Genomic DNA, 17,891 nt, shown 5'->3' with positions numbered 1-17,891 from the left:
CTGTGTTGTTCTGTTTGCTATTCGGCGGCCGGCTTGAATTGCGCGTGCTCGGTCGACTCGTGCATGGCGGTGGTCGACGACTGGCCGCCAGTGATCGCCATCGACACGGCGTCGAAATAGCCGGTGCCGACCTCGCGCTGATGCTTGGTCGCGGTGTAGCCATTGGCCTCCGCCGCGAACTCAGCCTCCTGCAACTCGGAATAGGCCGCCATCTGCCGTGCCTTGTAGCCGCGCGCCAGTTCGAACATGCCGTAGTTGAGCTGGTGGAAGCCGGCGAGCGTGATGAACTGGAACTTGTAGCCCATCGCGCCAAGCTCCCTCTGGAATCTGGCGATCGTCGCGTCGTCGAGGTTCTTCTTCCAGTTGAACGATGGCGAGCAATTGTAGGCGAGCAGCTTGTCGGGGTGATGCTTGCGCACGCCTTCGGCGAATTTCTTGGCCTGCGCCAGGTCCGGCTTCGAAGTCTCACACCAGATCAGGTCCGCGTGAGGCGCATAGGCGACGGCGCGGGCGATGCAGGGTTCGATGCCGTTCCTGACGTTGTAGAAGCCTTCCACGGTGCGCCCGGCGCCGTAGTCGACGAAAGGCTGGTCGCGTTCGTCGATGTCGGACGTGAGCAACTTGGCGGCTTCCGCATCGGTGCGCGCGACGACCAGGGTCGGCGTGCCCATCACGTCCGCCGCCAGGCGCGCGGCGTTGAGGTTGCGAATGTGCGCCGCGGTCGGGATCAGCACCTTGCCACCGAGATGGCCGCACTTCTTTTCCGACGCCAGTTGATCCTCGTAGTGGACGCCAGCCGCGCCTGCCTCGATGAAGGCCTTCATGATCTCGAAGGCGTTGAGCGGCCCGCCGAAACCGGCTTCCGCATCAGCCACGATCGGCGCGAACCAGGTCTCGACCGAAAGACCGTTGCCTTCCGAGGTCTCGATCTGGTCGGCGCGCTGCAGCGTACGGTTGATGCGCTTGACCAGTTCGGGCGCCGCGTTGGCCGGATAAAGCGACTGGTCCGGATACATCGCGCCAGCCGTGTTGGCGTCGGCGGCAACCTGCCAGCCCGACAGGTAGATCGCCTTCAGCCCGGCGCGCACCTGCTGCATAGCCTGGTTGCCGGACATGGCGCCGAGTGCGTTGACGAAGTCCTCCTCGCGGATGAGCTTCCACAGCCGGTTGGCGCCCATTTCCGCGACGCTCTGGCGGATCTGAACCGAACCGCGCAGCCGCTTCACATCCTCCGACGAATAGGGCCGTTCGATGCCGTCGAAACGACCTTCCGGCGCCGAGGGGACAAGGTTGTAAAAGTCAGTCATTGGTCACTCCGAAGGATTGCTGCACCCGTGTCCGACGCCAATGATCTGCGCGCCGGGATATGACTGAATTTACATTGCGGTGCGAAATGGGCCAGAGAAATCAAGGAAATCAGCTTAAGATAGGGGAAAACCTGTGTTGTGTTTGACAGCAAGCCGTTGTAAATTTGTCATGACTGTAAAAGATGCGCGCGTAAGGTCGATGCGAAGGTGATGTAAAATCTTGTCAAGGACAGTTGATGGCTGACCAGAAGATCTTTGCCGGGCCGCGCATTCGCCGTATCCGCAACGCCAAGGGCCTGACGCAGACTGCGATGGCCGAGGGGCTCGGTATCTCGCCGTCCTATCTCAACCTGATCGAGCGCAACCAGCGGCCGCTGACGGTGCAATTGATCCTTAAGCTGGCGTCCGTCTACAAGGTCGATCCGCACGAACTGCAGGGCGAGGCGAGGGGGTCCGTCGCTGCCTTGAAGGAAGTGTTCACCGATCCTCTGCTGGTCGGCGAGTTGCCGGGAGATCAGGAGTTGATCGAGCTTGCCGAGGCGGCGCCCAACGCGTCGGCGGCTGTGATAAAACTGTTCCGCGCCTATCGCGAGCAGGCCGAGCGCCTGTCCGACCTCAACGAGCTCCTGGCGCGCGAAGGTCGGGCGACCGCACTATCCGGGGCTCGCTTGCCGATAGACGAGGTGCACGAGATTTTCGAGCGCCGGCCCAACCATTTCGCGGCACTCGAGGAAGAGGCCGCGGCGTTCACCTCGGTGCTTGATCCCGGCGACGATCTGTTCGGCGCGTTGAAGGCTTGGCTGAAGCGCGAATACGGCATCGTGGTCAAGGTGCTGCCGGTTGCCACCATGCCGAACTGGCGCCGCCGTTATGATCGCCACTCGCAGCGCCTGTTCCTGTCCGAACGGCTGTCGCCGTTCGACCAGTTGCGCGAAGTGGCGATGGAGGCCTGCCTGATCCGCATGACGGTCGCGGTCGCCGGCGAGATCCAGGCGCTCAAATTGACCACCGACGAGGCCCGCCGTCTCGCCCGTTTCGAACTCGGCCGCTATGCGGCGCATGCGCTGATGATGCCCTACCAGGCCTTTCATGCGGCTGCCGTTCGCGCCCGCTATGATATCGACGTTCTGCGTTCGCGCTTCGGCGTCTCCTTTGAACAGGCGGCGAATCGGCTGACCATGCTGCAGCGGCAGGGCGTCCAGGGCGTGCCGTTCTTCATGCTGGAGGTCGACAATGCCGGCAACCGCTTCCGCAAGGCCGGCAGCCAGGGCTTTCCGCAAAGCCGCTTTGGTGGCGGCTGTCCCAAGCTGCCTGTGCATGTCGCTTTCACCCAGCCCGGCCAGATCTTCGTCGAGGCGGTGGAAATGCCCGACGGCGCCGAGTTCCTGTGCATTGCCCGCACGCTGGAAGGTCCGCAAGGCGCCTTCTCCGAGCGTCCGCGCCGCACGGCGTTGCTGCTTGGCTGCGACATCGGCTTTCGCGACGACATCGTCTATGGCGCGGCACTTCCCGGCGCGGCTGCCACCGCGAAGGCGGGCAGCGTCACGGCGACGCCGGTCGGGCCCGCCTGCCGGCTTTGCGAACGCGTCGGCTGTCTGGCGCGTGCCGAGCCGCCGGTGACGCGTCCGCTTGGCCTCGACGAGATGGTGACCGGCCTGAGTGCCTTCGACTTCCAGTGACCCCAGGCCCCAGTGACGCCGGGCCGGGTGCCACAATTGTCGTCGATCTCTGGCTCACCCCCGGCCTTCGGCTTTGCGTTACGCGAACGGAGTATCTTTTTGTCGTCCCTTGCGCATCGTCCCGTCCACAAAAGCCCGACAGTCGCGCCCATGACCGACACAGCACCATCACCGAGCGTTGTTTTGTCGACCGTCTCGCCGCGCGAGGAACGCGTCGGCATGCTTTTGGTGTTCCTGTCGGCGCTGATGTGGAGTTTCGGTGGCACCATTGCCCGCTTCATCGTCGTCGGCGACAGCTGGACGGTTATTTTCTGGCGCTCCGTCTGGGCAGCGGCCTTCCTGATCTGCTTCATGGTCTGGCGCGACGGCTGGCGCGGCACGCTGAAATTGTTCCGCGACATGGGTCTGCCCGGCCTGGCCGTCGGGCTCTGCTTCGCCACGGCATCGACCGCCTTCGTCGTCGCACTTGCCTACACAACCGTCGCCAACATCCTGCTGATGCAGGCCGGCGTGCCGCTTCTGGCGGCGCTGTTTGCCTGGGCGTTGTTTCGCGAGAGGGTGAGTGTCGCGACCTGGCTGGCGATCGCCGCCGTCATTACCGGTGTCGCCATCATGGTGTCGGAATCGCTCAATGGCGCCGTCTCGCCGATAGGCGACGGGCTGGCGCTCTTGATTGCTGTCATGTTCTCGATCGCCACCGTCATCACCCGGCGATTTTCCAGCGTTCGCATGACGCCGGCGACCTGTCTCGGCACCATGCTTGCGGCGGGCTTTGCCGCCTCGCAGGCATCGACATTCGCCGTGTCGGCCAGTGACATGGGCTTTCTGTTTGCCTTCGGCGTGGTCAATCTCGGTCTTGGCCTGGCCTTCTTTGCCACCGGGGCGCGGCTGATCCCGGCGGCCGTCGCCGCATTGCTCGGCACGTTCGAGCCGATCCTCGGCCCGATATGGGTCTGGCTCGTCCATTCCGAAGTACCGTCGGAGCGCACCATCATCGGCGGCGGGGTGGTGGTGACGGCGCTGCTCGTCCATATCGGGCTCGAATTCAAGCGCCAGGCACGACCCGAGCGTGCAGGGGTCACAGGGGTGCCATCGCCTAATTGATGCGGCGTGCAAGCTTTGCCATTGACAAATTCGCTGCCGCGCGGGCAGGCTGAGACTACGCAACAACAAGACAGGCGTATCTTGCCAAGTCTCCCTGCCGGTCAGATCGAGACCGGACCACATCGTCGTATCTCTGCCCCCGCCACGGCGAAAGCCTTTGACGGTATCCGCACGCCTCCCAGGCAGCGACAGGGACACAAACCCACCACCCGCCGCTCATCGAACCGCCCGCATGCTGTCGGCAGTTGGCGCTTGTTGCTTTCTGGAAAGCTCAATAGTCTGAAACAAATGCCCGGCCGCGCGGGGTCCGCGACGAGCCGGCGAAGGAACACTCACCAAAGGAGAATAGCATGATCCGCAAAGCGCTCTGGCTTTCGGCGACCTCGGTATTTCTGACGCTTTTCACCGTCGGCGGCCATGCCGAGGATCGCGTCGTCAACGTCTTCAACTGGTCGGATTATATCGACAGTTCGATCATCGATGATTTCACCAAGAAAACCGGCATCAAGGTCGTCTATGACACCTTCGATTCCAACGAAATCCTGGAAACCAAGCTGCTTGCCGGCGGCAGCGGCTATGACGTGGTCGTGCCCAGCGGCAACTTCCTCGCGCGCCAGATCCAGGCCGGCGTGTTCCAGAAGCTCGACAAGTCGAAACTGCCGAACATCTCCAACATGTGGGACACGGTTTCGGAGCGAACCGCCAAATACGACCCCGGCAATGAATACTCGGTCAACTACATGTGGGGCACGGTTGGTCTGGGCTACAACATCAAGAAGGTGCAGGCGGCACTCGGCACCGACAAGATCGACAGCTGGGATGTGTTCTTCAATCCGGACAGTCTGGCCAAGTTGAAGGACTGCGGCGTCTATGTGCTGGATTCACCGGCCGACATCATCCCGGCGGCGCTGAAATATCTCGGTCTCGACCCCAACAGCACCTCGCCTGACGATATCGCCAAGGCCGAGGAGGCCCTGCTCAAGGTCCGGCCTTACATCAGAAAATTCCACTCCTCGGAGTACATCAACGCACTCGCCAATGGCGACATCTGCCTGGCCGTAGGCTGGTCGGGTGACGTGTTCCAGGCCCGCAACCGCGCGGTCGAGGCCAAGCAAGGCGTGGAAATCGGCTATTCCGTGCCGAAAGAAGGCGCTCAGATGTGGTTCGATCAGATGGCGATCCCTGCAGATGCGCCACATGTCGCCGAGGCGCTCGAATTCATCAACTACATGATGACGCCGGAAGTGATCGCCAAATCGTCGAACTATGTGCTCTACGCCAACGGCAACAAGGCGTCGCAGCAGTTCGTCGACAAGGCGCTTCTCGACGACCCGTCAGTCTATCCCGACGCGGCGACCTTGCAGAAGCTCTACACGGTTCAGCCTTACGATCCCAAGACCCAGCGTCTGATCACACGCAGCTGGACCAAGATCGTCACCGGCCAATAAGCAATCCGATACGGTCCCGGCAGCCACCTGCCGGGACCGATTCTTTCTGGGGCAAGAAGCAAGAAACAGGACGGAGTGGGACATGAAATCGCTTGGCAGCATCCGCAGGGATTTTGCGCCGTGGAACGACCCGAACGCCAAGCCATACATCCAGTTCGACAATGTCACCAAGAAGTTCGGTGACTTCACCGCCGTCAACAATCTGTCGCTGACCATCTTCGAGCGCGAGTTCTTCGCCCTGCTCGGCGCGTCGGGCTGCGGAAAGTCGACACTGCTCAGGATGCTCGCCGGATTCGAGGAGCCGACAGCTGGCCGCATCCTGCTCGACGGCCAGGATCTGCGCGGCATTCCGCCCTATCGCCGGCCGGTCAACATGATGTTCCAGTCCTATGCGCTGTTTCCGCATATGACGGTCGAGAACAACATCGCCTTCGGCCTCAAGCAGGACGGCATGCCGAAGCCCGAGATCGCGTCACGCGTGGCCGAGATGCTGAAGCTGGTCAAGCTCGAACAGTTCGCCAAGCGCAAGCCGCATCAATTATCCGGTGGCCAGCGCCAGCGCGTCGCGCTCGCCCGCTCGGTTGCCAAGCGGCCGAAGGTGCTCTTGCTCGACGAGCCGCTAGGCGCGCTGGACAAGAAGCTGCGCGAGGAGACCCAGTTCGAACTGATGGACCTGCAGCAGAATCTCGGCCTGACCTTCGTCGTCGTCACCCACGACCAGGAAGAAGCGATGACCATGGCCGATCGCATCGCCATCATCGATAAGGGCGAGGTGATGCAGGTGGCGACGCCCGCAGAAGTCTATGAAGCCCCGACATCGCGCTTTGTCGCCCATTTCGTCGGCAACGTGAACATGTTCGAGGGCAAGGTCGCCGAGCAGACCGCAAACACGACACGCATCGCGGGTTCGAGCGGAGCCCAGATCGTCGTCGACAACGCCGCCAAGACGGCTGCAGGCGCCGATATCGTGTTCGCCATCAGGCCGGAGAAGATCAAGATTTCGTCTAAGAAGCCGGCCGATGCGGTGAATGCACTTGAAGGCGAAGTCTACGACATCGCCTATCTCGGCGACATGACCGTTTTTCACGTCAGGCTGGATGACGGGCAGATGGTGCGCGCCAGCACCATGAACGCGGCCCGCATCACCGAGGATCCGCTGAGCTGGAACGACCGCGCCTGGGTTTCTTTCCGGCCCGATGCCGGCGTCGTGCTGACGCGGTAGGGGGCGGTCATGTCGAACGCCGCCGTCACCGCATCAGCCCCGGCAACCAATTCCGACAAGTCCATCCTGGCCAGGCTGGGAGCAGCTTTCGTCGGCCGACTGGTCATCATCGTCCCCTATGTCTGGCTGCTTTTTTTCTTCCTCGTTCCCTTCATCATCGTCTTCAAGATTTCGCTGTCGCAGACGGCGATCGCCATGCCCCCCTACACGCCGGTGCTCGACTTCAAGGACGGTATCTCCGGGTTCTTCGCCGGCTTTGGCGCGCTCAGCTTCGACAACTACGCCTGGCTGACGCAGGATGCCCTCTACTTCAACGCTTATGTGACAAGCGTCATCATCGCCGCGATCTCGACGGTCCTGACGTTGATCGTCGGCTACCCGATCGCCTATGGCATGGCACGCGCGCCGGCAACGATCCGCCCGACATTGCTGATGCTGGTGATCCTGCCGTTCTGGACCTCGTTCCTGATCCGCGTCTATGCCTGGATCGGCATCCTCAAGCCGGAGGGGCTGCTCAACCAGCTGCTGCTGGCCACAGGCATCATCAGCCAGCCCTTGATCATCCTCAACACCTATACGGCGATCTTCATCGGTATCGTCTATTCCTACCTTCCGTTCATGGTGCTGCCGCTCTATTCGTCGCTCGAAAAGATGGATTATTCGCTGATCGAGGCCGCAAAGGATCTTGGTTGCCCGCCGACCAGCGCGTTCTGGAAGATCACCTTCCCGCTGTCGCTGCCCGGTGTCATCGCCGGCTGTCTGCTGGTGTTCATCCCCGCCGTTGGCGAGTTCGTCATTCCCGATTTGCTCGGTGGATCGCAGACGCTGATGATCGGCAAGACGCTGTGGAACGAGTTCTTCGCCAATCGTGACTGGCCGGTCTCGTCGGCCGTGGCCGTCATCCTTCTGCTGCTTTTGACCGTGCCGATCATGTTCTTCCAGCAGGCCCAGGCGCGCGCCCAGGAGCAGGACAAATGAACACCACCTGGAGCCGATTCAACGTCACCTCGATCGTGCTGGGCTTTGCCTTCCTGTACCTGCCGATCGTCCTGCTCATCGTCTTCTCCTTCAACGAGTCGAAACTGGTTACCGTCTGGGGCGGTTTCTCGACCAAATGGTACGTTTCGCTGTTCCACAACCAGGGCCTGATGGACGCCACCTGGGTCACGGCCCGCGTCGGCGTCATTTCGGCCACGGTGGCGACCGTGCTCGGCACGCTGGCGGCGCTCACCTTGACCCGCTACACGCGGTTCAGGGGCAGGTTGCTGTTTTCAGGCATGGTCTTTGCGCCGCTGGTCATGCCGGAAGTCATCACCGGCCTGTCGCTGTTGCTGCTGTTTGTCGCCGTCGGTCTCGACCGCGGTTTCCTGACCGTCACGCTCGCCCACATCACGCTCACCATGTGCTTCGTCGCCGTCGTCGTGCAGTCGCGCCTGGTCAGCTTCGACCGCTCGCTGGAAGAAGCTGCGATGGATCTTGGCGCAACGCCGGTGAAGACCTTCTTCCAGATCACTCTCCCGGTCATCATGCCGGCGATCGTGTCCGGCTGGATGCTGGCCTTTACGCTTTCGCTCGACGATCTGGTCATCGCCAGCTTCACCTCCGGGCCTGGAGCAACAACGCTGCCAATGAAGATCTACAGCCAGGTGCGTCTCGGCGTGACGCCGGAGATCAACGCCGCTTGCACGATCCTGATCGCCGTTGTCGCGGTCGGCGTCATCATCGCCTCGGTCGCCAACAAGCGGCGTGAGGTGCAGCGCCAACTCGACGAGCGGGCCGCACAACGCGGCTGAGGCAATTCCGGGAAAGCGCGTAGCGCTTTCCATAGGGAATTGCTTCAGGATAAACCGGCGGTAAGGTCTATTCGCCAGAAACGCCGCGGCTGATCGGGGAAATGAACGGCGTGCTCCACGTTCCTCCGACGAAGAAGGATGACTGGATGGGGCCTTGCTGGCCGTTGGCCTGCGTTGCCGCCTGGTCCGGCTGAATGATACCGCCGGAAAAGGCCAGTCCTCGTCCGGTGTAGGACGCGATCCCGGACAGCCAGAGCTTGTACTTCGCCGAATTGGCTTCGGCCTTGTCGATCCGCGCCACGCCCTTCGTGATGCTGGCCTTGATTTCGGCACCGTCGATCGGCAATGTTCCGTCGGAGACGTCGTCGAGCGCGAAGAAGCCGCCTTGTTCGGTATGCTTGAGGAAGGCGGGCAGGTTGAGCTTGCTCAACACACCCGGTCCGAACGTCGCGGAGACCGAGCCGTCGGCATTGTCGAAGATGGAGTCCCAGGTTCTGCCTGGTCCCTTGAGGATCACCGAGACCGTTCCGGTGGCGACCGGCACCAGCCGGGTCATCCCAGCCGCCGTGCCGAAGGCGCCGCCATCGATGTCGGACGCCAGCAGCTTAATCTCGACCTGCGAGCCTTCCGGTTTGCGGTCGAAGCGAAGGCTGCTCTGGATGTTGCCGCCAAAGGCCGAGGCATCGGAGATATCGAAGACGGAAAGACCATCCTTGACCTGGGCGGTGGCGGCGACGTCGGCGAGTTGGATAGGCCCCGCCGTAGCGTGCGCTGCCGACAGCCTGAGATCGAGGTTGACCTTGTCGGCGAAACTTGTGTCGATGTCGCCGGGTTCCGCCCCTCCGGTCGGCGCCAGCGGCGTGAAGGCCGAGAGAAACGATCTGAGGTCGAGCGTGTCGAAGGCGAGCGTCCCGGAGATCACCGGTTGCGCCTCGCCCAACGAGAGATCCAGCGCGCCCATTCCAGGATTGTTGTCCAGCGCGATCGCGGTGTTGTCGAATTTGACTCGCCCTGCCGTAGCCGTGATCTTGCTCGAAATGCTGACCGAACCGATCGCAGCACTCGGCGCAATGCCGGCCTGCGACCACTCCAGGACACGCCGCAGCGAAGGTGCCGAGAATTTCGCCTGGCCGTCGAAGTAAGCGTTTTCGGACATGCTGGCCGTGCCGTCGAACGAGAAGGTCGCGGGCGCCGCCTTGAAGGACAGCGTCAGCGGTGCCGTACCGCCGGCAAACAGCACAAGCGGCTTCGGCGAGGCTACGTCCAGCGCGACGCTTTCGCCGCGCCAGATCCCAGTTGCCGACAGCGTCGCATTGCTGTTCATCGCCGCCCAATTCGCCTGGCCGGACAGGCTGCTCAGGATCTCGACATCCTTGCCGCCGATGGACGCCACCATGCGGCCGTCGCGGAACTCCACCGTACCGAACGTGTCGGCCGGCAGCTTGTCGAGGTCGGGCTTGGCGGGGTCGGCATTGACCACGCCGCGCGCCGTGTCGATGGAACGCGTGATGCGCCCGCCGGTCGGGACGGCGGGCAGGAAAAAGCCGGCCGGTGTTCGCTCAACCCGGATCGTCGGCCGCACCAGCCGCGCCGTCGAAAACTCCACGTCGCCGCGCAAGGCGGCCATGGCGGAAAGGTCAACCTCGACTCGCTCAGCCTCGACCACCGGCGGCGCCTCGGTGTCGGTCCATTGCGAAAGCGTCACATCGGTCAGGATCGCGCGGAATTTCGGCCAGACCTCGATGCGCGGCGAGCCGTCGATGGCGACCCGGAAGCCGCTCCACGCACTCATCTCCCAGGCAATGCGGTCACGCACGATTCGGGTGGAGGCGATCAGCGGCAGGGCGGCAACGACCAGCGCGATGACGAGCACGGCAGCGCCGATCGCCCATATTCCGCGCCGGATCAAAGTTGATGGCATATCGCCCCGTACGTTTCCATTCCGACAAAAATCGCCTGACGGGTGTAACCCCAGTCGTCACTACGACTTAGGGCTGAGGCATTTCAAGTCTTTATGGCCCGGCGATGGCATTTGCGCACATCTGGTCTCACTGACCGAACAAAATCTTGCTCTGCTGCGCTGCGATATGCATAAGCGGTGGCGACCGTGGAGGAACGATCATGGCTGCCGAAGTACCGCTCTGGACCCCGACGCAAGACCAGATTGATGCAGCACCCTTGACCGCTTTCATGAAGGCTGCGGCAGTGAAAGCCGGCGCAGCGTTTTCATCGTATTCGGAGCTCCACCGCTGGTCGGTCGAGGATCGCGAAGGGTTCTGGAACCTGGTCTGGGACTTCGGCGGTATCGTTGGCGACAAGGGGACCAATGGGGGCGAGCGCGTGCTCGTCGACGGCGACAGGATGCCTGGTGCCTCGTTCTTCCCCGACGCGACGCTGAATTTCGCCGAGAATCTGCTGAAGAAGACCGGCGCTGGTGAGGCAATCGTGTTTCGCGGCGAAGACAAGGTCGAGCGCCGACTGTCGTGGAACGAGTTGCAGGCGCTGACGTCACGGCTGCAGCAGCTTTTCCTGTCGCTCAAGGTGAAGAAGGGCGATCGCATCGCGGCGATGATGCCCAACATGCCGGAGACCGTCGCCGCCATGCTGGCTGCCGCCTCGATCGGCGCCGTCTGGTCGTCCTGCTCTCCCGATTTCGGCGAGCAGGGCGTGCTCGACCGCTTTGGCCAGATCGAGCCGGTGGTCTTCATCGCGCCCGATGGCTACTGGTACAATGGCAAGGCGATCGAGGTCGCCGACAAGATCGCCGCGGTCGCGGCCAAGCTTGGCACGGTGCGCAAGGTTCTGGTCGTCGACTATCTCGGCACCTCGAGCGATGTTGCTGATGTCATCGACAAGGCCGTGGCGCTGGAAGAGGTGCTTTCGCCCTTCGCCGTCAAGCCCGTCACCTTCGAGCGGCTGCCGTTCGCGCATCCGCTCTACATCCTGTTCTCGTCGGGAACGACCGGCATTCCCAAATGCATCGTCCATTCGGCCGGCGGCACGCTGATCCAGCATGTCAAGGAACATCGGCTGCATGCCGGTCTCACCGACGGCGACCGCTTCTTCTACTTCACCACCTGCGGGTGGATGATGTGGAACTGGCTGGTTTCGGGGCTCGCCTCGGGCGCGACGCTGCTGCTCTATGACGGCTCACCCTTCTATCCCAACGGCAATGTGCTGTTCGACTTCGCCGATGCCGAGAAGATGACCTTTTTCGGCACCTCGGCCAAGTTTATCGATTCCGTGCGCAAGGCCGGTCTCAAGCCGATCCGCACGCATGATCTTTCGAGCGTGCGTGCGATTTCCTCCACCGGGTCGCCGCTGTCGCCGGAGGATTTCCGCTTCGTCTATGACGGCATCAGCAAGGACGTCCATCTGGCTTCGGTCTCCGGCGGCACCGACATCGTCTCCTGCTTCGTGCTCGGCGTGCCGACACAGCCGGTGTGGACCGGCGAGATCCAGGGACCTGGCCTTGGCCTTGCCGTCGATGTCTGGGACGACGACGGCAAGCCGATCCGCCAGGAGAAGGGCGAGCTGGTCTGCACCAGGGCGTTTCCATCGATGCCGATCGGCTTCTGGAACGATCCCGAGGGCAAGAAATACCAGGCAGCCTATTTTGAGCGTTTCGACAATGTCTGGTGCCATGGCGATTTCGCCGAATGGACCGTGCACGGCGGCATGATCATCCATGGCCGTTCCGACGCCACGCTCAATCCGGGCGGCGTGCGCATCGGCACGGCGGAGATCTACAACCAGGTCGAACAGATGCCCGAGATTCTGGAAGCGCTGTGCATCGGCCAGGATTTCGACAATGACGTGCGCGTCGTGCTGTTCGTGCGGCTCGCAGCCGGCGTCAGACTGGATGACGATCTGGAAAAGCGCATTCGCTCCAAGATCCGCAGTGGGGCGAGCCCGCGTCACGTGCCAGCCAAGATCGTCGCCGTCACCGACATCCCGCGCACCAAGTCCGGCAAGATCACCGAGCTTGCGGTGCGCGACGTCGTCCACGGCCGCGCCATCAAGAACAAGGAGGCGCTCGCCAACCCCGAGGCGCTGGAGCTGTTCAGGAACCTGCCGCAGCTGGCCGAGTGACCGGGCAGGCATGGTTAACCAAATATGTCGCGAGAATTTACCTAGATTTCATGAGTGGTACACATTCGTAAACTTTCGGCGGCGCGGGTAAGGAGTTGTTAAGGCCCGGCGTCGATAGTCGCACGTAACTTGAGGGAGAAATCCCGTTCCTCTGCCCCGGAGGATCTGAATTCGCTCAAGCCCCGTTGTGACAGCAATCCCATCTCTTAAGGCGTCCTCTTGGGCGCCTTTTCTTTTGCTGCTGCATGCCGCCCAAAAGTGGTGCGGTTTTGGGACAACGACACGCACAGGGATAAAGACCGAAAGCGCATCGCCTGAATCTGATCGGACGCGCTGCGCTGTAGGTCGGTCTGTTTTCCGGAATTGCTTATTCGGCGAGCACGCGGGTCGACGGAAACGCGACCTCGACCAGGGTGCCTTCACCCGGTGTCGAGTTGATGGTGAACCGGGCGCGGTTGGCTTCCACCATCGCCTTGGTCAGCGGCAGTCCAAGCCCCGTGCCGTCACCACGTCCGCGCTTCAACGCGTTGATCTGCTTGAACGGCTTCAGTGCCTGCTCGATCTCGGCGTGGCTCATGCCGATGCCGGTGTCGCGCACCCGCATGACGACGTCGCCTGACGTCTCATAGGCGGTGGAGACGATCACCTGGCCGCCGGCCTGGGTGTAGCGAATGGCATTCGACAGGATGTTGAGCGCGATCTGGCGCACGCTGCGCAGGTCGGCGACCACTTCCGGCAGCCGCGACGCGAAGCTGGAGCGGATAATGACGCGCTCGCGGTTGGCCTGCGGCTGCATCATCGCCACCGTCTCGGCCAGCGTGTCGTTGAGCGACACTGCCTCGTATGCCATCTCCTGCTGGCCGGCCTCGATCTTCGAGATATCGAGCAGGTCGTTGACGAGGTCGAGCACATGGTTGCCGGAGCGATTGATGTCGCGCAGATAGTCGCGGTAGCGGTCATTGGCGACCGGTCCGAACTTCTCGTCGACCATCAGTTCGGAAAAGCCGATGATGGCGTTGAGCGGCGTGCGGATCTCGTGGCTGATGCGGGCGAGGAAATCGGTCTTTTGCGAGGACGCACGCTCGGCCACCGCGCGTGCCTGGGTCAGGTCCTCTTCGGCCCGTTTCCACTGCGTGATGTCACGCACGACGGCACAGAAGCCGCTGTCGTTGGGCAGCCGGCCGATGGTCATGAACAGCGGGATGAAGCGGCCCTGCGCCTCGCGCCCGATCACCTCGCGGCCGTCATTCATGACGCTCGCCACGCCGGGCTCGGACAGTCCGTTGAGATAATCGCGCGCCGCACGCTGGCTTTCTATCGCAAACAGCGAGGCGAACGGTTTGCCGGTCACTTCGTCGCTGTCGAAACCGAACAGCGCTTCGGCCGGCCGGCTGATCGAGCGGATGGTGCCGTCACGGCCGATCAGCACGACCCCGTCGGTGGCGGTGTCGATGATGGTGCGCATCTCGGCGATGCGTGCCTTGAGCTCGGGAATGTCGGGCTGCGTCTGCTCGTCGCCAACCACATGCAGGGCCGCCGGCGCGTCATCTTCGCCGGTGCGGCGCACGACCAGCATCAATGCCTTGCCGTCACGCCAGGGGACAGAGCGCAGGATAGCCTCGATCGGGAATTCCTGCCGATCGCGCGTCTTCAGTCGCAAGGCGCGATCGGTGCCGTCGGAGGTCCCATCGTGGGCGTAGGGGTCGGCAAACAGCGCGCCGAGGCCGCCGGCATCCGCCAGGTCGTCGAGCGCCTCATAGCCGGTCAGGTTGAGGAATTCCTCGTTCGCATAGTGCAACTGGTCGCCGGAATGGATGAGCAGCGGCACCGGCAGTTTGCTGAGAAGCGAGGTATCAGGAGCCTTGTGCTCATCTCCGGCGGAAAAGGCCGACGGCACGAAACCTTCGACCTTGAGCGGCGGCACATTAAGGCGTGGGCGCGCGATGCGTGCTGCGGCGCCGCTTGCGCCGGCTGTTTCCGCGACGGACGCGGACGCCTTTTCGTTAGAGGCAGCGGCTTCCTCGTCGGGCTGTACCCAATCTTCACTATCCTCGGCATCGCGAAAATCCGCCGATGTCATGCTGTCGTCATCAACAGCGTCATGTGTCGCATCGGCTACAACCGGCCCTTTGCCGGTGGCGACGGGCTCGGTGATCTCTGGTTGCGCCGCCACCGGTTCGGAAACCGGGGCCCCGTCGCTGTTGTCCGCGACAGGACCGCGTTCATCATCACGGTCGGCATAGTCGAGCAACGAACCCGGCAGGGTGTCGGAGGGTGCCTCATGACCCGCTTCGTCCGGGTGACCGCCGTCAAGCCGCGCCAGATCCGCTTCGTCCTCGGCATCGACATCCGTCTCGGCCCGCATCGTCTCCGGCTCCGCCGCCGGGATTTCGCCGGCCAGCGTCGGCCCTTCGTGCGAGGCCACATCCGCTGTTGACGGAATCTCGCCGACTGCCGCAGCCTCGGCGGTCCGTTCCCTGGGATTGTCCAGGCTGGGCTTCTCGGCCTTCGGCGGCTCGACCGGGGAACTGTCCTTCTTCAGCCTTTCGCCGATCTCACGGAACGCGCTTCGCTCCAGCGTCGACAGGCCCTTATCGTTGGCTGGCTGGCGATGTTCGGCCAGCCGGATCACCTTGTCGGCAAAGCGTCGCTCCGGTTTCGGCACGATGGTCAGCGCCGGCACCTCGCCCTGGAACGGGTCCGATGCCTTCGGCTCCTCGACCTTCGGCTCCTGGGCTTTCGGCGCTTCAGCCTTGGGCTGTTCAGGCACGGGTTCCACGGCTTGCGGCTCCGGCGTCTCCGGGGCCTTGCCGTTGGGCACCAGCGCCATGCCGATGGCTTCCGGATCGACGACCGCGTCACTGGCCCGGGCAACACCGAAGCCACGGAAGCCTTCAAAAGCACGGCTGCGGCCATAGACAGGCAGCGCCGCGAGGTCGACAGGGAGCTTCAGGTCGGATCCGGCGACCGGCCACAGCACGGAGCGGCCGGACCAGGTATCGCGGCGTTCCAGCAAGCCGGCGATCTCGCCGGAGGGATCGAGGCCGAAAGTGGCCGCCACATCCCTGAAGCGCCGCCCGATCACGTCGGCGGCCGGCTTGCCGACAATGTCGGCGAATTCCGGAGAGAGTGTGCTGAACTTGCCTTCGGCATCGGTGCGCCAGACAAAGCGCAGTGGAGCCGCAGTGCGGTCGATCGACCGCGCGACTGGGCGCTCGACAAGGGCGGTCTTGGTATCGCGCTGCGTCGGATTTTCCGCCGCACCCTTCGCGAAGGCGGCAGGGGGCTCAACCGGCTCGGCGGCAGCGGCCCGGTCTGCCTGTTGCGTGTCGTCTTCACCGGCATTGAAGTACCAATGATCGTGCTGCGCCGGCGTCGCGTCGGCAGTTCCCGGGTCGTTATCCGCCGCCTCCGCAGGCTGCCCCGCTGGATCGGCATTCTCAGGCGCTGGCGGAATGATCTCGGCGGCTTCCGGAACGCTCGGTTCGTCCACCGCCGGGTGTTCGATGTCGATTGCCGGTCTGTTGTCCTGGTCCGGTTCCGACTGGGCAATCGCGCTTACCGCAGCCGCGGTTTCAACCTGGGCTGGCGCTTGCGTGTCCGCGACACTGTCGTCGGCAGCGGACGTGTCGTCGAGTTGGTCCTCGTCGATCACCACCAGCAGATGCCGTTCCTCGGTCAATCTTGCCAGCCCTGCCGGATAGGAGGTCGCGCCACCAGGCACAAGGCGCTTGACGATGCGGTCGCTCTCATCCGCGACGTCGGCAGCCAGCGCCGCCAGCGTCTCCGGCAAGATGCCCAGTGCCGAAAATCCTTCCGAGGCGGCCTCGACGTTTCCCTTGGCATCGACAAAGGCGATGAAATGGCCGTCTTCGGTAATGCCGCTAATGGCGCGAGCGGCGATTTCGCCGGCGCTGCGCGAGCCCGTCTGCCCCGCCGGCACGGTCAGCATGATCGCCTTTTCGGCATCCGGCATGGTCACGGCACTGGCAAGGAAACCGACGGCACGGCTGGTCATGCCGGTTGCCAGCCGGACCGTGATGGCGCGGTCGCCGCTGATCTCGGGAAATCCGCTGGTCGCCATGATCTGGCGTCTGGCGATCAACGGCAACTGCGCGGAGGCGCCGATGATCGCTTCGATGTCGGGGTAGCCGAACACCGCGGCTCCTGGCCCATTGGCCCAGATTACCTGCTCGAGATCCGTCGAAAGAATCGCGATCGCGTCGCCGGCGGCAAAGCGCTGGCGGACTGCTTCGAGCACGGCGACGTCGAGGAAGGAATATTCGGACGGCATGCGCTTGGCGAACCCTCACGGAGCGGCAAATTGCGGTTAACGCTTTGTTAATAAAAGCCGGCGGCGCGAAGGTCCACAAGCCAGAACGTGCAAAGGCTGGAATCTGGCCTCTTGGTTAACGGCCCGAAGAAATTTATGGTGCACTGCAACAAAGATATTGCAATGCACAAAATTTGCCTTTATATTGCCATCATACATGAACGAGACGGCTTTCTGTCAAAGCCGCTGACGCTGAAAAGGATGGAAAATGTCCAGGACCAAAACTGCCGACACGATCGAAAACGTTGAATTCCCGAGCTTCGACGCTTCCAAGGCTACCGACCAGATGCGCGCTTTCGCCGAAAAGGGCGTTGAGCAGTCGAAGGAAGCCTACGCCAAGCTGAAGACCGGCGCCGAGGAGACCCAGAAGGCTCTGGAGTCGACCTACGAGACCGCCAAGACCGTTTCCAGCGACCTGTCGCTCAAGACCATTTCCGCTCTCCGCGCCAATGCCGAGGCTGGTTTCTCGCATCTCGAAGCCCTGATCGGCGCCAAGTCGCTGTCGGAAGTCGTCGAGCTGCAGACCGCCTTCCTGCGCAAGCGCGTCGAAATGACCGTCGAGCAGGCCAAGGACTTCCAGACCGTCGCCTCCAAGGCGGCCGAGGACGTCTCCAAGCCGATCAAGACCGCCTTCGAGAAGGCGATGAAGGAAATCAAGGTTGCCTAACATTTGCGCATGATCTGAAGATGCAACAAAAGGTCGCATTTTCTTAAAAACGATCAGGCGTATGATGGTAGCCATCAAGGAATACCCGGCGAGTGGAACCTCCTCCCTCTGCTCCCAGGGTGACCAGCCAGCACCTCCTCCCGCTGGCTCGTAACAGGAAAAGGCCGGCACCTCCTCCCGCCGGCCTTTTTCTTTGTCCGGCGAAAAGTCGATGCTGTTTGTGGGCAAGCGACCTTTGCCTAGCAA

The 17,891-nt window shown here is 62.8% G+C and carries 11 protein-coding genes; 8 read left to right on the top strand and 3 right to left on the bottom strand.

Annotated elements, in window-relative coordinates; genetic code table 11:
- Positions 1–17 precede the first annotated feature (17 nt).
- Entirely contained in the window at positions 18–1,307 is a 1,290-nt protein-coding gene (aceA, locus tag CGZ66_RS23745; protein ID WP_095088566.1) for an isocitrate lyase, read from the bottom strand.
- A gap of 236 nt (positions 1,308–1,543) precedes the next feature.
- Between aceA and CGZ66_RS23740 the strand changes: the two genes are divergently transcribed.
- From CGZ66_RS23740 to CGZ66_RS23715, 6 genes are all read left to right on the top strand, one after another.
- On the top strand, positions 1,544–2,986 hold the full coding sequence (locus tag CGZ66_RS23740) for a helix-turn-helix domain-containing protein (RefSeq protein WP_095088564.1): 1,443 nt from the start codon (positions 1,544–1,546) through the stop codon (positions 2,984–2,986).
- Positions 2,987–3,136: 150 nt separating this feature from the next.
- Complete coding sequence (locus CGZ66_RS23735; protein ID WP_095088562.1) at positions 3,137–4,090, top strand: DMT family transporter; 954 nt, start codon at positions 3,137–3,139, stop codon at positions 4,088–4,090.
- Positions 4,091–4,440: 350 nt separating this feature from the next.
- On the top strand, positions 4,441–5,538 hold the full coding sequence (locus CGZ66_RS23730) for a polyamine ABC transporter substrate-binding protein (RefSeq protein ID WP_095088560.1): 1,098 nt from the start codon (positions 4,441–4,443) through the stop codon (positions 5,536–5,538).
- Positions 5,539–5,620: 82 nt separating this feature from the next.
- A complete protein-coding gene (locus CGZ66_RS23725) occupies positions 5,621–6,760 on the top strand; it encodes an ABC transporter ATP-binding protein (protein WP_095088558.1) in 1,140 nt (379 codons plus the stop codon).
- A 9-nt stretch (positions 6,761–6,769) separates the two neighbouring features.
- Complete coding sequence (locus tag CGZ66_RS23720) at positions 6,770–7,738, top strand: ABC transporter permease subunit (protein WP_095088556.1); 969 nt, start codon at positions 6,770–6,772, stop codon at positions 7,736–7,738.
- On the top strand, positions 7,735–8,553 hold the full coding sequence (locus CGZ66_RS23715) for an ABC transporter permease (protein WP_095088554.1): 819 nt from the start codon (positions 7,735–7,737) through the stop codon (positions 8,551–8,553). The genes CGZ66_RS23720 and CGZ66_RS23715 overlap by 4 nt, the downstream gene beginning before the upstream one ends.
- A 67-nt stretch (positions 8,554–8,620) precedes the next feature.
- Here CGZ66_RS23715 and CGZ66_RS23710 read toward each other — a convergent pair whose 3' ends face one another.
- The gene (locus tag CGZ66_RS23710; RefSeq protein ID WP_095088552.1) at positions 8,621–10,474 is read right to left on the bottom strand and encodes an AsmA family protein; all 1,854 of its coding nucleotides are present in this window, start codon (positions 10,472–10,474) and stop codon (positions 8,621–8,623) included.
- A 200-nt stretch (positions 10,475–10,674) separates the two neighbouring features.
- On the opposite strand from CGZ66_RS23710, the gene CGZ66_RS23705 reads away from it, so the two are divergent.
- Positions 10,675–12,645: an acetoacetate--CoA ligase gene (locus tag CGZ66_RS23705; RefSeq protein WP_095088550.1), complete on the top strand. Its 1,971-nt coding sequence runs from the start codon at positions 10,675–10,677 to the stop codon at positions 12,643–12,645.
- Positions 12,646–13,012: 367 nt separating this feature from the next.
- Here CGZ66_RS23705 and CGZ66_RS23700 read toward each other — a convergent pair whose 3' ends face one another.
- Positions 13,013–16,939: a PAS domain S-box protein gene (locus CGZ66_RS23700; RefSeq protein WP_095088549.1), complete on the bottom strand. Its 3,927-nt coding sequence runs from the start codon at positions 16,937–16,939 to the stop codon at positions 13,013–13,015.
- A gap of 247 nt (positions 16,940–17,186) precedes the next feature.
- On the opposite strand from CGZ66_RS23700, the gene CGZ66_RS23695 reads away from it, so the two are divergent.
- On the top strand, positions 17,187–17,645 hold the full coding sequence (locus tag CGZ66_RS23695) for a phasin (RefSeq protein WP_095088547.1): 459 nt from the start codon (positions 17,187–17,189) through the stop codon (positions 17,643–17,645).
- Positions 17,646–17,891 lie beyond the last annotated feature (246 nt).

The organism is Mesorhizobium sophorae, assembly GCF_002270415.1.
In the GTDB taxonomy this organism is placed as follows: domain Bacteria; phylum Pseudomonadota; class Alphaproteobacteria; order Rhizobiales; family Rhizobiaceae; genus Mesorhizobium; species Mesorhizobium sophorae.
This window is presented reverse-complemented; position numbering and strand designations above follow the sequence as displayed.

What these genes read in the sequence shown, in the direction of transcription:
- aceA (WP_095088566.1), bottom strand. Translation starts at nt 1,307, where the DNA reads ATGACTGACTTTTACAACCTTGTCCCCTCGGCGCCGGAAGGTCGTTTC.
- CGZ66_RS23740 (WP_095088564.1), top strand. Translation starts at nt 1,544, where the DNA reads ATGGCTGACCAGAAGATCTTTGCCGGGCCGCGCATTCGCCGTATCCGC.
- CGZ66_RS23735 (WP_095088562.1), top strand. Translation starts at nt 3,137, where the DNA reads ATGACCGACACAGCACCATCACCGAGCGTTGTTTTGTCGACCGTCTCG.
- CGZ66_RS23730 (WP_095088560.1), top strand. Translation starts at nt 4,441, where the DNA reads ATGATCCGCAAAGCGCTCTGGCTTTCGGCGACCTCGGTATTTCTGACG.
- CGZ66_RS23725 (WP_095088558.1), top strand. Translation starts at nt 5,621, where the DNA reads ATGAAATCGCTTGGCAGCATCCGCAGGGATTTTGCGCCGTGGAACGAC.
- CGZ66_RS23720 (WP_095088556.1), top strand. Translation starts at nt 6,770, where the DNA reads ATGTCGAACGCCGCCGTCACCGCATCAGCCCCGGCAACCAATTCCGAC.
- CGZ66_RS23715 (WP_095088554.1), top strand. Translation starts at nt 7,735, where the DNA reads ATGAACACCACCTGGAGCCGATTCAACGTCACCTCGATCGTGCTGGGC.
- CGZ66_RS23710 (WP_095088552.1), bottom strand. Translation starts at nt 10,474, where the DNA reads ATGCCATCAACTTTGATCCGGCGCGGAATATGGGCGATCGGCGCTGCC.
- CGZ66_RS23705 (WP_095088550.1), top strand. Translation starts at nt 10,675, where the DNA reads ATGGCTGCCGAAGTACCGCTCTGGACCCCGACGCAAGACCAGATTGAT.
- CGZ66_RS23700 (WP_095088549.1), bottom strand. Translation starts at nt 16,939, where the DNA reads ATGCCGTCCGAATATTCCTTCCTCGACGTCGCCGTGCTCGAAGCAGTC.
- CGZ66_RS23695 (WP_095088547.1), top strand. Translation starts at nt 17,187, where the DNA reads ATGTCCAGGACCAAAACTGCCGACACGATCGAAAACGTTGAATTCCCG.